Genomic DNA, 15,059 nt, shown 5'->3' on the forward strand with positions numbered 1-15,059 from the left:
CGCTACACCATCATGTGAGGGACGACCGCTTGCCTTCCAATCAAGCCGCGCGACGCGCGCTATCAAATAGTGCCGTAGCTAGCGCGGCTGGTTGGAAGGCCTCAGCGGAGCCCGTTACCCCATCTACGAGCTTCACCGCGACAGCCCGGCCAAGAACCCCGTCAGGTCATCCGTGACGTGATCGACATGGGCCGCGCCCCGGCCCTCCAGCTCCCAATCCTCGCGCACCACTTCCTTGGTGCCGTCGGGCACCACCAGCACGGTGGTCATGCCGAGTTCGTGCGGGACGGTGAGATTGCGCGCGAGATCCTCGAACATGGCGGCCCTGGTCGGATCGACCGCATGGTCGGCAAGAAATCTTTGATAGGTCTGTCGCGCCGGCTTCGGCTCGAAATTGGCGGCGATGATGTCGAACACGCCGTCGAAATGCGTGGCGAGGCCAAGCCGCGCCAGCACCGCGTCGACATGGTCGACCGAGCCGTTGGTCAGGATCAGCTTGCGCCCCGGCAGGCTCGCGATGGCTGTGCCGAGCGCCGGGTTCGGCTCCAGCGGCGAATGGTCGATCTTGTGGACGTAGGCGAGATAGTCGTCGGCGGAGACGCCATGCAGGGTCATCATGCCGCGCATGGTGGTGCCGAACCGCAGGTAATAGTCCTTCTGGATCCTGCGCGCTTCCTCGGGCGTCACGTTCAGCCAGCTCGACACGAACTCGCCGATCCGCGCATCGACCTGCTGCCACAGATTGACGTGATGCGGATAGAGCGTGTTGTCGAGGTCGAACACCCAGGTGTCGATGTGGGTGAAGGCGCGGGGAGATTTCATTGCGGCTCTCTCAACTCGTCACTCCGGACAAGCGCAGCTCCTGGCAACGCGCAGCGTTGTCCGGAGCGGAGCGCAGATCCGGGACCCATAACCACAGGGAGTGGTTTGGCGAGGATTCGGAGTTGCCACTTCGCGCCACAACCTCTCCCTGTGGTTATGGGTCCCCGCGTTCGCGGGGATGACGGCGGAGTGCGAGGCGCCATCATCATCACATCACGGCATCGCAAAGCGCAGCGTCTTGCCGCCGCTCGCTACATCCACCACACCAAAACCCGTCAGCGCAAATCCGCGTGCCGCGCAATCGGTCTGCTCGTTGGTCTCGAACTTGGTCTCGCGCGTGCAGAGCTGCTTCTCGCCGCCCCAGTTCAGCGGCCTGTCCTTCAGCTTGATAACGCGGTTGTCGGCGTCGATGGCTTCCGCGAAGCTGAAGATCTGCTTCGGCTGGCCGGTCACATCAGGATGCAGGCAGGTCTTGGGATCGATGCGATACCAGCCGCGGCTCGTCACCGATTTGCCGTCGTCTGTCGCGACTGCCGCCATTACCTTGTGCGGCGTGTCGTTGCACCAGGTCAGGCCGTTTGGAGACGGCGCCTGAGCCGCATCGACCATGGTCTTGAAGAGGTTCGGCGAGGAGATGACGTCGGACGACAGCCCGCGGCTCTTCAGGAAGGCGGCCAGCGCGCCTTGCGTCTTCGGCCCGTCGACGCCGTCGATCGCGCCGACGTCGTAACCCGCGATCACCAGCAGCCGCTGGATGCCGGCGAGGCGGGCCTGCTCGTCGTCATATTCGGAGTCCTCGGCGAGATAGGCGACCAAATTGCCGTCGGCGCCTTGCGTCGGCGTCACTTGCGTGAAAGCGGCCTGGGTCTGGCCGCTGCGGCACTGCCGCGCCGCCGCGATGACGAAATTGTCCTGCGCCACGCACAGCATGTCGCGGCCGTTCTGCGGGATCGGGGAGGCGCCATAGACGCCGAGCGCGCGGGCGTTGAGCAGGATGCGGTCGGCGGTCAGCGTGCCCTGCACCACCACGCGGCAGGTGGCGGGGTCGATCCGGAACCAGCCGCGCGTCGCGGTGGCCGCCTTGTCGTCGATGCCGATCGCGGCCTCGACGACATAGGACATGCGGTTGCAGATCTTGAGGTCGGCGAAGGCCGGCGCGGCGGAGAAGAAGAACGAGACGACGGCTGCCGGCAGCGTCATCAGGAAACGGGTGAGGGGGGAGCGGCGTGGGCGCTGCTGTTTCAGCCCGTCATGGCCGGGCTTGACCCGGCCATCCACGTGCGGCCGAGCATGCGGATCGGCGTGGATGCCCGGGTCAAGCCCGGGCATGACGACCTTCTTCCGCTGCTCGCGTTCGCTCATCACTTGTGGATCAGCGTTCCCGTGCCCTGGTTGGTGAAGAGCTCGAGCAGCACCGCGTGCTGCATCTTGCCGTCGATGATGACGACGCCCTCGACGCCCTGTTCGAGCGCGTAGATGCAGGTCTCGACCTTCGGGATCATGCCGCCGGAAATGGTGCCATCGGCGATCAGCTTGCGCGCGTCCTTGACCGAGAGCTGCGGGATCAGCTTCTTCGACTTGTCGAGCACGCCCGGCACGTCGGTGAGCAGCAGCAGGCGCTTGGCCTTCAGCGCGCCGGCAACCGCACCGGCAAAGGTGTCGGCGTTGACGTTCAGCGTCTGGCCTTCCCTGGAGGTCGCGAGCGGCGCCAGCACCGGGATCAGCTCGTAGCCGATCAGCTGGTTGAGCAGCGTGAGGTCGACCTTCTCGGGGTCGCCGACGAAGCCGAGATCGACCGCCTTCTCGATATGCGAGTCCGGATCGATGATGGTCCGCGTCGTCTTCGACGCCTTCACCATGTTGCCGTCCTTGCCGGACAGCCCCACGGCCTTGCCGCCGGCTTCGTTGATGTAGCCGACGATCTGCTTGTTGACGGAGCCGGCCAGCACCATCTCGACGATCTCGATGGTCGCGGCATCGGTGATGCGCAGCCCTGCGGCGAATTCCGAGACGATGCCGAGGCGCTTGAGCATGGTCGCGATCTGCGGCCCGCCGCCATGCACCACCACCGGATTGATCGCGGTCTGCTCGAGCAGCACGATGTCACGGGCAAAATTCTTCGCGGTCTCCTCGTCGCCCATGGCATGGCCGCCATATTTGATGACGATGGTTTCCTCGTCATACTGCTGCATGTGCGGCAGCGCTTCGGACAGGATGCGGGCCTGGTCGAGCGGGGAGATGTCGGTCATGAGGCGGATCTCGCTGGCGGGATACTCGGCCGCGTTCTATCCGATTGGCGGGCGAGGCGCAAAGCGTTGGTGGCATGCCGCGGCGTATCCCGGTGCTTTCGTAGCCCGGATGGAGCCTACGGGTCAGCGCTTCGCCACCATCGCCGCGACACTCACCGCCAGCCAGCCCAGGATCATCACCGTTCCGCCGGTCGGTGCCGCGTATGGAAACAGCGAGTGCCCGGCAAATTGCCGCAAGGTGAGGTCGCCCGCGAACAGCGCGGCCCCCACAACGAAGCCGGATGCGGCGATCATGCCAATTCCGCCGTGCAGAAGTCCGCGCGCGAGCAGGGCGACGGCCGCAAGTATGGCGGTTGCATGAAACAGCAGCATGGCGCTCGCGGAGGCAAGCCGACTCGCATCGGCGCCATGGGCGGAGGCGGCGGCCAGCGCGACGCCGGCGGCGCCCATCAAACCGGCAAGCCCGATCAGCAGGCGAGCCATCATGCGCTCCGCTCTTCCAGCAGCTTCGCCATCGCGGCGCGCAGCTCGGCCATGCCGGTCGAGCTGCGCGACGAGGTCGCCAGCACGTGCGGGAAGGCGGCCGGATGCTTGGCCAGCGCAGCCTCGGTCTCGGCAATGCGCGACTGAAGCTCGGCAGCCTTCACCTGGTCCGCCTTGGTCAGCACGACCTGGTAGCTGACGGCGGCGCGGTCCAGCGTCTTCAGGATCTCGAGGTCGACGTCCTTCAGCCCGTGCCGTGCGTCGATCAGCACGTAGATGCGCGCGAGGCTGGCGCGTCCCAGCAGGAATTTGTGGATCAGCTCGGTCCAGGACGCGACCTGGCTCTTCGGCGCCTTGGCGTAGCCATAGCCGGGCATGTCGACGAGACGCAGGTCGGTTTTGCCGGGGACCTCGAAGAAGATCAGCTCCTGGGTGCGGCCCGGCGTATGCGAGGTGCGCGCCAGCGCGTTGCGCCCCGTGAGCGCGTTGATCAGGCTGGACTTGCCGACATTGGAGCGCCCGGCGAAGGCGATCTCGAGGCCCGCCATCGGCGGCAGCGTCTGGATCGAGGGCGAGGCCCAGATGAACTGCCAGTCGCGCGCGAACAGCTTTCGCCCGGCCTCGATCAGCTTCGCATCTTTGTTGTCGGTCATGCGAAGCTCTTTGCTTGCTGTCATTCCGGGATGGTCCGAAGGACCAGACCCGGAATCTCGAGATTCCGGGTTCGATGCTGCGCATCGCCCCGGAATGACGGACACTTACGTCGCCTTCCGCGCGAACGTCGCCTTGAGATTGTCGAACAGCTCCACCTTCACGCCGTTGCGGCGCATGATGTAGCTCTGCTGAATCACCGAGAGCAGATTGTTCCAGGCCCAGTAGATCACGAGGCCTGCCGGGAAGCCGGCCAGCATGAAGGTGAAGATCAGCGGCATCCAGTTGAAGATCATCTGCTGCGTCGGATCCGGCGGCGTCGGGTTCAGCTTCATCTGGAACCACATCGTGATGCCCATGATGATCGGCCAGATGCCGAGCGCGAGATAGTGGCCGAACACCGGGATCGTGGTCGGATCGAACGGGATCAGGCCGAACAGGTTGAAGAGATTGGTCGGATCCGGCGCGGAGAGGTCCTTGATCCAGCCGTAGAACGGCGCGTGCCGCATCTCGATGGTGACGAACAGCACCTTGTAGAGCGAGAAGAACACGGGGATCTGGATCACCACGGGAAGACAGCCGGCGACCGGATTGATCTTCTCCTTGCGGTAGATCTCCATCATCTCCTGCTGCTGCTTCACCTTGTCGTCGGGATAGCGCTCCTTCAGCGCCTGAAGCTGCGGCTGGATCGACTTCATCTTCGCCATCGAGGCGTAGGACTTGTTCGCCAGCGGGAAGAACAGCAGCTTCACGATCACGGTGACGAGCAGGATCGAGATGCCGAAATTACCGAAGAAGCGGTAGAAGAAGTCGAGGCCGAGGAACATCGGCTTGGTGATGAAGTAGAACCAGCCCCAGTCGATCAGCAGATCGAAATGGTTGAGGCCGAGCTCCTTGTTGTAGCCGCCGAGGCCGGCGAACGGGAACACGCCGACGACGCCGGCTTCCTTGGCGCCGGCGAACAGCCGCGCATTCGCGGTGGCGGTGCCGCCGATCGCGACGGTGACGGGATCGAGCAGGTAATCGGTCTGGTAGGTGTGGAGGTTGCCGGCCGGGTTCGAGGAGAAGCGTGCCTGCAGCTTGGCATTGGTGTCGGGCAGCAGCGCCGAGGCCCAGTACTTGTCGGTGATGCCGAGCCAGCCGTTGGTGACATTGTTGAAGTTCACCTGCTTGGCTTCGTCGACCTTCTTGTAGGCGTATTCCTGCAAGCCCTGGTCGCCGAGATAGCCGATCAGGCCTTCATGCAGGATGTAATAGCCCGAAACCTGCGGCGCGCCGTGGCGCGAGATCAGCGCGAACGGATAGAGCGTAACAGGCGCATTGCCGACATTGCTCACCTCATCCTTGACGGTGAAGAGATAATGGTCGTCGACCGCAATGGTGCGGCGGAAGGTGAGGCCGTCGCCATTGTCCCATTTCAGCACCACAGGCGTCGTCGGCGTCAGGCTGCCGCTGCCGTCCTGCTGCCAGACGGTCTGGGCGTCAGGCATCTTCGCCGTCACGCCCGTCGCCGCCACCCAGCCGAATTCGGCGTAATAGGGCTCCGCGGTGCCCGAGGGGGAATAGAGGATGATCGGCGGCGATTTCGGGTCGACGGTTTCTCGGAATTGCACCAGCGCGATGTCGTCGATGCGGCCGCCCTTCAGCGAAATGCTGCCGACAATCCGCGGCGTCTCGATCTTCACGCGCGGGCTGGCTGCAATGGCGGTCTCGCGGGCAACGACCGGCTGAGCCTGGTTCGCGGCCGGCGTCGACGGTTGAGCCGCGCCGCCGGGCTGCGGCGCGCTGCCCGGTGTCGCGGTGGCGGTCGGCTGCGGCGTGGTCTTCTGGAGCTCGGTCTGCGCCTGCTGCTGGGCGCGCTGCTTCTCCATCTGCGGCACGTTGTAGAAATATTGCCAGGCGATCAGCACCAGGCCGGACAGAATGACGGCGAGGATGGTATTGCGATTGTCGGTCATCTCTATTGTCTCGTCATCAATCCGGTTTGCGGCTGGCAGGGCCGGGCCGCGGGCCATGCCCTTTGCCCGGTGCCTTGCCCGGACCCTTGGCCGTATGCCGCGCGGGCTTCGTGAACGCTATGCGCAGATCGTCGAGCATGGTCGCGAAGGGGCGCGAGAGCGCGTCCCTTCGGCCGACCAACACATAATCATGATGGGGCTGCATCGACACCGGATCGAGCCGCTTCACCAATTCGCGAAGCCGGCGCCGGATGCGATTGCGCTCGGGGGCGTTGCCGTTCTTTTTGGTAACGGTGAAGCCGATCCGGATCGGGCCGCTGTCGTCGCGGTGGCGGCTTTGCAGGATGAACGCGGGACTATTCACCCGCGCGCCATTGGCAACGGCGAGGAAATCCGCCCGCTGCCTCAGCCGATCCATGATGAAATCCCAAAAAGGGGGTCCGGCTCAGGCGCTCAGACGCTTGCGGCCGCGGGCGCGGCGGGCGGCGAGGACCTTGCGGCCGCCGGCAGTGGCGAGGCGGGCACGGAAGCCGTGACGGCGCTTGCGCACCAGTTTGCTGGGTTGATAAGTCCGCTTCACGGGTTTTTCTCCGCTGACCGGGCAATTTGCCTGTAGAATTGATGGTAAAGTCCGGAAGATGCGGCCCAAAACGGGCCCTTTTCGGCCCCAAGAGAGCCGCTCCCGGCGTCACACCGGGTTCATCGCGGACAATTCGCGCGGCTTATAAGGGAGCGTCTTGTTTTCGTCAACGCCGCACAAGGGCGCGATTCCGGTGAATATCGCTGTTTGTGCGGGGTTTTTAACCCTTGAGGTAGCGACTCGCCGCTTCAGCGCTTACATCCCACCTTGGCAGATTAGCGATCCGTAATTTGACCGGGCCGGGGGCGGATCGCATCCTTCATAAGCCAAGGTAGCGGCAGGGTAGCAAGCAAGGCACCGAGGGCGGATTTCGTGGCAGCGACAGACCTCCAGCCGATCCAGGATGCGGATCAGCCGGACCAGCCGGCGATGCGGCCCCGTGGGACGCGCGGGCTCGGCCTGTCCGGCAAGCTGCTGCTGCTCACCGTCCCCCTGGTGATGATCGCGGCCGTCCTGCTCTATGTACCCGCCATCGCCAATTTCTGGGTCAACCGGCTCAACGACCGCGTCGCGGCGGCCAACACCGCGGCACTGGTGCTGGATGCGGCGCCGCTCGGCATGGTCCCCGATTCGCTGTCGCGCCAGATCCTGAAGAGCATCAATGCCCGCGCCGTCGCCATCAAGATGGGCCAGCAGCGCCGGCTGCTCGCCAGCGACAATCTGCCGACCGCCATCGAGCACGATATCGACCTGCGCGACATGACGGCGTGGGAGGCGATCACCGGCTCGTTCCGGATGATGCTGGAGACAGGCAACCAGGCCATCCGCATCGTCGGGCCCGGGGTCGGCAATGCCCAGTTCATCGAGATCGTGACCGACGAATTGCCGCTGCGGCAATCGATGTACCGCTTCTCCCGCAACGTCGTGGTGGTCGCGCTGATCATCGCGGTCTTGACCGCGGGCCTCGTCTATCTCGCCCTGCATTATCTCTTCGTGCGGCCGATGCGGCGGCTGACCGCGAGTCTGGTCGGTTTCCACGAAAACCCCGAGAGCTCGGCGGGGATCATCGTGCCGAGCCAGCGCAGCGACGAGATCGGGGTTGCCGAGCGCGAATTGTCGGACATGCAGCGCGATCTGATGTCGATGCTGCATCAGAAGAGCCGGCTCGCCGCCCTCGGCCTCGCCGTCTCCAAGATCAACCACGATCTGCGCAATCTGCTCGCTTCGGCGCAGCTCCTGTCGGACCAGCTCGCCAGCGTGCCCGATCCGCGGGTGCAGCGCTTCGCGCCGAAGCTGGTTCGCTCGCTCGAGCGCGCCATCGCCTTCTGCCAGTCGACGTTGTCCTACGGCCGCGCCCAGGAGGCCGCGCCCGACCGCCGCATGATCCTGATCGAGCCGGTCGTGCTCGAGGTGCGCGAGACCGCAGGGCTCGCCTCCGACGCCTCGATCGCCTGGGTCGCCGCGATCGAGCGCGGCCTCGCCATCGACGCCGATCCCGACCAGCTGTTCCGCGTGCTGCTCAACCTCGTCCGCAACGCCGCCCAGGCGCTGGAAACCCATGCCTCGTCCGGCGATGGCGGCGTGCAGCAGATCCGGATCACCGGCAAACGCGAGGGCGCGGTCGCCATCCTGGAGGTCTCCGACACCGGCCCCGGCGTGCCGCAGAAGACCCGCGACCATCTGTTCGAGGCGTTCCAGACCTCCGGCCGGCCCGGCGGCAGCGGCCTTGGCCTCGCCATCGCCGCCGAGCTGGTCCGCGCCCATGGCGGCGAGATCCACCTCGTCGAAGGCACCATCGGCGCCACCTTCCGCATCGTCATCCCCGACCGCCCCGTGGAACTCCTTTCCATCCGCAACGAGCGGGCACGGGCGTAAGTCGGCCAGCGGCCGAGTGCGGACGCTTCAGGGGCGCAATCTCCATTGGTTTCGTCATTCCGGGGCGCGACGAAGTCGCGAGCCCGGAATCCATAACCACCAGCCGGGGTTATGGATTCCGGGCCTGGCCCTTCGGGCCATCCCGGAATGACGACTGAAACCGTCATCTCCCTGCAAAATCTCCCCATCCCGGACCTTGCCAATCGGGGCAAGAGCGGTTAGTCAAAGCGCTCTTTCGCACCCCTCTGGCGCTGTCCGGAGGCTGCGTGTGGGCTAAAGCCCGCACTGTTCGCGAAAAACGCGCCCGTAGCTCAGCTGGATAGAGCATCAGACTACGAATCTGAGGGTCGGACGTTCGAATCGTTCCGGGCGCGCCATTTCGGTCCAAAATTGGTCACTTCAAAAACTGCCAATTCCGCGCCGGGCGAGATCGTCGCACCGCTGCTTGTTATTCGTCACCGCATAAGCCGGGAGCAGGTAACAGCCTTTCCGGCCGGCCTCGGCGCCGCGAAAATCGCATGGCATCTCGCGGCCGGAGCGCCCGGTCGCAGCATCATGGCACCTGAGCGAAGCCGTCGTGCGCAGCTTTATCGGCCGTGTTGTGCCGGCTAGATTGAGCCTCGCCAGAGACGCCTGACATGTCGGTGAATATGGAGATGACCCATGAAACTCGCGCATGACGGCATCCAGCTCTCCTTCGACATCGCCGGGGCGGGACCGCTTCAATTCCTGTTCGTCCATGGCCTCGGTGGGGATCGCACGCATTTCGCGCCGCAGATGGAGTATTTCGCCCGTCAAGGCCGGGCGTTGAATGCCGAGCTGCGGGGGCATGGTGAGAGCGACAAGCCGCAACAGGCGTATTCCATCGAAGGCTTCGCCGACGATCTCGTCTTCCTGTGCAACAGACAGCAGATCACAAAGCCGGTCATCGTGGGTCAAAGCATGGGTGGCAACATGGCGCTCGAAATCGCCGCCCGCTATCCGGACTTTCCTGCAGGCCTGGTGCTGCTCGATTCAGGGGTGCTCTTCCCTGCCTCGGCAGGGACGGTGTTCGCCGGGTATCTGGAGGGTCTAAAGGGCGCGAATTTTGCGGACGAGGTACGGAAAATCGTGGCGGACTCCTGTCTGCCGACCGACCGATGCCGCGCGCATGTCGAACAGACCTTTCTGGCGACGCCACAGCACGTGCTGGTGTCCACGTTTACAAGTCTGTTTCCCTGGGATGTGCATCGGGCGCGTGAGTGCGCCCAGGCGTGCCGGGTCCCGGTGCTCTACATCGAAGCGGCCCACCGGCTCGCGGATCTCGATCGTTTCGCGGAGCTGTGCCCGCAACTGGTCACGGCCAAGGCCGTCGGCTCCGGGCATTTCCTGTCGCTGGAAGTGCCGGAGCAGATCAACCCCATGATCGACCGGTTTATCTCGCTTTACGTGCGAAGACCCGGGTAAGCTTCGTCGCGGCGGGATAGCCGTGCGCGGATCCGCAAGATTCATCATAGCGCCACGGCAAAGCAATAGTGCCCATCTTCATCGACGGTGGTGCGCCATTTTGGTAGTAAGTTTGTCTCATGCGCACTATCGATCGTCTGCTCTCCCGCCTCCTTCTCTTCCTTGCATTCACAGCCGCCCCGGTGCTTCCCGTGCGCGCGGCCGAAACCTGCCCGTTCATCAGCGCCCAGCAGCTCGCCGGCGCGATGCCGGCGCTCAAATGGTCACTGATTTCAAATCAGGACGGCCGCGGCTGCATCTACCAGGGCGGGCGCGGTGACACGATGATGCTGACCGTGTTCCGCAATCCCGACAAGGACCGCGCCAGGGAGTTGTACGCGACCTTCGTCAAGACGCTTGGCGAGCGCATGCCGCTGAGCGCAGTCGCGGGGATCGGCGAGGAAGGCCAGGGCGGAACGAGCGCCGCCGGCGCGGAGCGCCCGGAAGCCTCGGTCGTCGCCTTGTCCGGCGATTACATCCTGCAGATCACCGTCCATCCGATCGGCCGGCGTGCCGACGATGCGCTGCTCGGACCGCTCACCGAAGCCGCGCGCGTTGCCATCGCCAACGTGAGCAAGAGCAGCGAGCGGTTTGGCGATTGCGAGTGGCTCACGGCCGCGGATGCCGACGGCTTTCTCGAGAAGAGCACGCTGACGGTCCAGCGCACCGGCGCGGGCAGCTGCATGATGTTCGATCGCGAGGCCAATGCCATGACCGTCGCGGTGATCGCGACCTCGCGCGACACCGCCATCGGCATGATGAAACGTGCAGGCCCGTGCAAACATTTGGCGATACCCGAGCTCGGCCGTGAAGCGTTCGGCGAGCATTCCTGCACCAAGGGCAACGGCAACGCCGTCAACATCTATGTCTGGAAGAACGGCAGGCAGGCTTCGATCCTGTTCGCGCCGGTCAAGCCGCATCCCGAGTCCGGCTCGGTCGAGCGCCTGAAGGCGGTCGCCGCGCGCGTCTATGGAAAATTGTAACGGCGCCGCGTGACAGCAATCGCTGCAGATCGTCTTGGGGATGGAAGCATTTTGAATCGCGTCGCGTCATGCCTGCTGCGAAGCCGGCATCAGGTGATCCCGTGTTGCTTCAGGACGGCCTGCTCATCTCCCGATATCCAGCCAAAGATCTTTGGCCCGTCCTCGAGCTGCTGCACCAGGTAGTGGACCTCGAAATCAATGGACACATCCGGTTCGCCGCCTCGGTCGTAGACGGCGGTCCAGGCGACATGCGCGAGGCAATGGTGCTCGTCGATGGGTGCGATGCGGACATGGCGAAGTCGCATGTCCTTCGTGCCTAGTCGACGATTGCGTTCGAATCCCTGCTGCATCACCCGCTTAAGCTGCTCGTCGTTCCGGCCGACACTGACGCCGGCCGGAGACGCGGCCACGAACGCAGCGGCGTATGAAGATGCCACCTCGTCCATGTCCACCTCGTCCTCAAGCGCCATCCGGAACAGCTTCCCATAGCGCTCGAACAATTCCCTGACGCTGCTTTCCATCAGGCGCCTCCCTTCTGGGTCACGGCGGCGCGCGTGACACGACAGGCACGGCCCCGGCAGCCTCTCTCACTTCACGCGTCCGACAGCCGCATGAACAGTCAGATGCCGGGAGCGGCCCTCGTCGACGAGTTCTCGACGCGCGCTGATCCCGGGCCCGCGTTCAGCTGCGGCGCGCCGAAGACGCCACGGTACCAGATCTTTGCGCAATGCGTCCCGATGAGCTCGATTTCCTCGCCGCTCGGTGCTCTCGCGGCCAGATCAAGCTTGATGTAGGCGATCTGCTCCATCATGCCGCCGAGCGCCTCGGCGGCTGTCTCCGGCTCGAGTTCCTTGTCGATCTCGCCCAGGCTCTGCAGGCGTGTGAGCCACGTCGCCGTGCGCCTCAGGAAGCGGCTCCGCTCGCTTTGATAGAGCGCGAAGAACGTCGATTTTTCGCCGCGAGCGGCAGCCTCGCGCATGAGGCGCAACAATTTCCGGTGCCTGGCGTAAGCCTTCAAATACGCGATCGTGTTCTCGACGAACTCTGCTTCCGTGGCCCGGAACGAGCTGCCGTCGCCGCGCCTGCTCGCGAAGTAGAGTTCATCCACGAGCGGCTGCAACACCGCAAGCAGCACTTCGTCCTTGTTGCGGAAGTGCCGGTAGAAGTTTCCGTAAGAGGTCTTGGCGGCCCTGACGATGTCCTCCACGCGGGTGGATTCGTATCCCTTGCGGCCAAACACGGCGCTGGCTGCCGTCAGCAGTCGTTCGCGCATGGCTGCCCCCTTGGCCGTCGCCGGAATCATGGGCTCCGGCATCTGTTTGTGCGCGTTCGACATCCTGCTGCTCACCAGTGAGGGCTTGACCTGAGGGCGACCTTCGATAATGTGACGTCACTGTCATTAATTCGGCGGCTGACGGGGTCGACCCGACTGCGGGTCATTTCGTAAGCCATTGAAAAATTATAGCAAATAAGCGGGTGGCTTGTCATCTGGCTCCTCTCCCAGCACGACGAATTATCGCTGCGAGATGGTCAATTTGATGAGCGTGCGGACGATCGCTGCCGATCGAAAGCGGCCTCGGCATGCCCTGGGGTTACCCGCATCGGGAGAAGGTCTGCTCGTGGCTCCAGGCCTCGAGCGGAATCATCAAAACAAGAAGAGAAGTCCAAGGGAGGTCGAAAATGTCCATGAGGATCAGCGGCGCGATCGCCGTAGCGGCCGTCGTCACCTTCAACGCGGGCGCGGCGCTTGCGCAAAAGAAGTACGACACCGGCGCGAGCGACACGGAGATCAAGGTCGGCAATCTCATGCCGTACAGTGGGCCAGGCTCCGCCTATGGGGTCATCGGCCAGCTGCAGGCCGCATACTTCAGGATGATCAACGACAAGGGCGGCATCAACGGCCGCAAGATCAATTTCATCAGCTATGACGATGCGTACTCGCCGCCCAAGGCCGTGGAGCAGGTCCGCAAGCTGGTCGAGAGCGATGAAGTCCTGCTCGTGTTCGATCCGCTGGGGACGGCCAACAACACCGCCATCCAGAAATACCTGAACGCCAGGAAGATCCCGCAGCTTTTCGTCGCGGCAGGCGCCACCAAGTTCAACGATCCCAGGAACTTTCCCTGGACCACGGGTTGGCAGCCTTCCTACCAGAGCGAGGCGCACGCTTACGCGAAGTACATCCTGAAGGAAAAGCCGAACGCCAGGGTTGCCGTGTTCTTCCAGAACGACGACCTCGGAAAGGACTACCTGAAGGGGCTCAAGGACAGGCTTGGCGCAAGGATTGTCGCCGAGGAAAGCTACGAGACGAGCGAGCCGACGATCGACAGCCACATCGTCAAGCTGAAGGCGACCGGTGCCGATACGCTGGTCAACATCAGCTCTCCCAAGTTCGCGGCGCAGGCGATCAAGAGGGTCGCCGAAGTCGACTGGAAGCCTCTGCACATCCTGAGCAACGTCTCGGCGTCCGTCGGCAGCGTGATCAAGCCTGCCGGTTTCGAGAACGCGCAAGGCATCGTTTCCGCGACCTATCTGAAGGATCCGGCCGATCCGCAGTGGGACAATGATCCCGGAATGAAGGAATTTCAGGGCTTTCTGACCAAGTACTATCCGGAAGGCAACAAGCGTGACATCCTGCTGATCACCGGCTACGCGCTGGCGGAGACGCTGGCGCAGACCTTGAAACAGTGCGGCGATGATCTCACCCGCGAGAGCGTCATGAAGCAGGCTGCCAACCTGAAGGACTGGCGCACCGAGGCGCTTCTGCCGGGCATCTACGTCAACACCTCGCCGACCGATTTCGCGCCGATCACACAGCTCCGACTGATGCGCTTCAGCGGCGAGAAGTGGGAGCTGTTCGGGGACGTGATCAACGGCGACGCAACCGATTGATCCGTTCGCGGCGCCCCGCATGGAGCGCTCGCCCGAGAGGACTTCATGAGAGCAGTTGTCGTCGAAAATTACGATCGTATCGAAAATATCGCCATCAAGGACGTGGCCAAGCCGGACATCTCGGCAGGCATGGTGCGGGTTCGCATCCAGGCCGCGGCCGTCGGCTTCGTCGACGGTTTGAAGGTGCAGGGCCTGTACCAGACCAAGGATCCCTTGCCGTTCACGCCGGGCTCGGAGTTTGCGGGCGTCGTCGACGAGGCTGCCTCCGATGTCAGTGGCTTCGCACCGGGCACCCCGGTCCTCGGGATGGTCAGAAATGGCGGCCTCGCGCAGTATGTTTGCGCCCCGGCCGCGGACCTTTTCGCGACGCCGGATGGCATCGCACCCGAGGTGGGGGCGTCGTTCTTCGCCAACTATCTGACGGCACTCTACGCGCTCAGCGCGCGGGCAAAGCTGCGGAGTGGTGAGACGCTTCTGGTCCTGGGCGCTGCCGGCGGAGTTGGAATAGCAGCCGTTCAGGTTGGAAAGCTGCTGGGCGCACGCGTCATCGCGGCGGCGTCGACGGAGGAGAAGCGGCAGTTTGCAACGAAGTTCGGCGCGGATTCGAGCCTGGACTACACGCGCGAAGGGTGGCGTGACGAACTCAAGGAGCTTACGGGCGGCGAGGGCGCGGACGTGATCTTTGATCCCGTCGGCGGCGAGTTGAGTCTGCAAGCGTTCCGTTCGATCGCATGGAATGGCCGGCACCTCGTGGTCGGCTTTGCGTCAGGAACCATTCCGGCGCTGAAGTTCAATCTGCCCCTTCTCAAGGGAGGCGCCCTCCTGGGCGTCGATCTGGCCCAGATCGGCCGTCGTGAGCCGGAGGTGCGGGCCGAGGTGATTGCTCAACTCTTCACCTGGCTGAGCGAGAAGACGCTTGTCCCTGTCGTCGGAAGGGTTTTCCCGTTCGAGCGATTCCACGAGGCCTTCGCCGCGATGGCCACGCGCTCGGCGCTCGGCAAGATGGTGGTTCGGATCGATTGAATTCGGGGAGCCGTTACACCGGCGTTTACCAATTCTGGCAAGCAAATCGTAGCGGGGGCTT

General features: G+C 64.0%; 15 protein-coding genes and 1 tRNA gene. 6 read left to right on the top strand and 10 right to left on the bottom strand.

Annotation, left to right across the window (positions count from 1 at the left end; genetic code table 11):
- Nucleotides 1-132: 132 nt before the first annotated feature.
- From GPL20_RS30740 to rpmH, 8 genes are all read right to left on the bottom strand, one after another.
- Entirely contained in the window at nucleotides 133-822 is a 690-nt protein-coding gene (locus GPL20_RS30740; RefSeq protein ID WP_157334805.1) for a pyrimidine 5'-nucleotidase, read from the bottom strand.
- Between the two features lie 213 nt (nucleotides 823-1,035).
- The gene (locus GPL20_RS30745) at nucleotides 1,036-2,151 is read right to left on the bottom strand and encodes a DUF1036 domain-containing protein (protein ID WP_373568241.1); all 1,116 of its coding nucleotides are present in this window, start codon (nucleotides 2,149-2,151) and stop codon (nucleotides 1,036-1,038) included.
- A 32-nt stretch (nucleotides 2,152-2,183) separates the two neighbouring features.
- Nucleotides 2,184-3,071: an acetylglutamate kinase gene (argB, locus tag GPL20_RS30750; RefSeq protein WP_157334807.1), complete on the bottom strand. Its 888-nt coding sequence runs from the start codon at nucleotides 3,069-3,071 to the stop codon at nucleotides 2,184-2,186.
- Between the two features lie 123 nt (nucleotides 3,072-3,194).
- The gene (locus tag GPL20_RS30755; RefSeq protein ID WP_157334809.1) at nucleotides 3,195-3,557 is read right to left on the bottom strand and encodes a DUF423 domain-containing protein; all 363 of its coding nucleotides are present in this window, start codon (nucleotides 3,555-3,557) and stop codon (nucleotides 3,195-3,197) included.
- Nucleotides 3,554-4,207 carry a ribosome biogenesis GTP-binding protein YihA/YsxC gene (gene yihA / locus GPL20_RS30760; RefSeq protein ID WP_157334811.1) on the bottom strand — a complete coding sequence of 218 codons (654 nt, stop codon included), beginning with the start codon at nucleotides 4,205-4,207 and terminating at the stop codon, nucleotides 3,554-3,556. The genes GPL20_RS30755 and yihA overlap by 4 nt, the downstream gene beginning before the upstream one ends.
- 105 nt (nucleotides 4,208-4,312) lie before the next feature.
- Nucleotides 4,313-6,163 carry a membrane protein insertase YidC gene (gene yidC / locus GPL20_RS30765; RefSeq protein WP_157334813.1) on the bottom strand — a complete coding sequence of 617 codons (1,851 nt, stop codon included), beginning with the start codon at nucleotides 6,161-6,163 and terminating at the stop codon, nucleotides 4,313-4,315.
- A gap of 16 nt (nucleotides 6,164-6,179) precedes the next feature.
- On the bottom strand, nucleotides 6,180-6,581 hold the full coding sequence (gene rnpA, locus GPL20_RS30770; RefSeq protein WP_157334815.1) for a ribonuclease P protein component: 402 nt from the start codon (nucleotides 6,579-6,581) through the stop codon (nucleotides 6,180-6,182).
- A gap of 27 nt (nucleotides 6,582-6,608) precedes the next feature.
- On the bottom strand, nucleotides 6,609-6,743 hold the full coding sequence (rpmH, locus tag GPL20_RS30775; RefSeq protein ID WP_008542748.1) for a 50S ribosomal protein L34: 135 nt from the start codon (nucleotides 6,741-6,743) through the stop codon (nucleotides 6,609-6,611).
- Nucleotides 6,744-7,115: 372 nt separating this feature from the next.
- Between rpmH and GPL20_RS30780 the strand changes: the two genes are divergently transcribed.
- From GPL20_RS30780 to GPL20_RS30795, 4 genes are all read left to right on the top strand, one after another.
- Nucleotides 7,116-8,618, top strand: a complete 1,503-nt coding sequence (locus GPL20_RS30780) for an ATP-binding protein (RefSeq protein WP_373568240.1) — start codon at nucleotides 7,116-7,118, stop codon at nucleotides 8,616-8,618.
- A gap of 300 nt (nucleotides 8,619-8,918) precedes the next feature.
- Nucleotides 8,919-8,995 (top strand) — tRNA-Arg (locus GPL20_RS30785).
- A 286-nt stretch (nucleotides 8,996-9,281) separates the two neighbouring features.
- Nucleotides 9,282-10,064: an alpha/beta fold hydrolase gene (locus GPL20_RS30790; RefSeq protein WP_157334817.1), complete on the top strand. Its 783-nt coding sequence runs from the start codon at nucleotides 9,282-9,284 to the stop codon at nucleotides 10,062-10,064.
- Nucleotides 10,065-10,183: 119 nt separating this feature from the next.
- Nucleotides 10,184-11,086: a hypothetical protein gene (locus GPL20_RS30795; RefSeq protein WP_157334819.1), complete on the top strand. Its 903-nt coding sequence runs from the start codon at nucleotides 10,184-10,186 to the stop codon at nucleotides 11,084-11,086.
- 89 nt (nucleotides 11,087-11,175) lie between these two features.
- Here GPL20_RS30795 and GPL20_RS30800 read toward each other — a convergent pair whose 3' ends face one another.
- Nucleotides 11,176-11,607, bottom strand: a complete 432-nt coding sequence (locus GPL20_RS30800) for a DUF6841 family protein (protein ID WP_157334821.1) — start codon at nucleotides 11,605-11,607, stop codon at nucleotides 11,176-11,178.
- A 98-nt stretch (nucleotides 11,608-11,705) separates the two neighbouring features.
- Nucleotides 11,706-12,422, bottom strand: a complete 717-nt coding sequence (locus GPL20_RS30805; protein WP_157334823.1) for a TetR/AcrR family transcriptional regulator — start codon at nucleotides 12,420-12,422, stop codon at nucleotides 11,706-11,708.
- A gap of 350 nt (nucleotides 12,423-12,772) precedes the next feature.
- Here GPL20_RS30805 and GPL20_RS30810 point away from each other — a divergent pair, with 350 nt between their 5' ends.
- Together GPL20_RS30810 and GPL20_RS30815 are read left to right on the top strand one after the other, a co-directional pair.
- Entirely contained in the window at nucleotides 12,773-13,975 is a 1,203-nt protein-coding gene (locus tag GPL20_RS30810; protein WP_373568243.1) for an ABC transporter substrate-binding protein, read from the top strand.
- Nucleotides 13,976-14,020: 45 nt separating this feature from the next.
- The gene (locus tag GPL20_RS30815) at nucleotides 14,021-14,998 is read left to right on the top strand and encodes an NADPH:quinone oxidoreductase family protein (protein ID WP_157334827.1); all 978 of its coding nucleotides are present in this window, start codon (nucleotides 14,021-14,023) and stop codon (nucleotides 14,996-14,998) included.
- The last annotated feature ends 61 nt before the right edge of the window (nucleotides 14,999-15,059 follow it).

The organism is Bradyrhizobium cajani (assembly GCF_009759665.1).
Classification (GTDB): Bacteria; Pseudomonadota; Alphaproteobacteria; order Rhizobiales; family Xanthobacteraceae; genus Bradyrhizobium; species Bradyrhizobium cajani.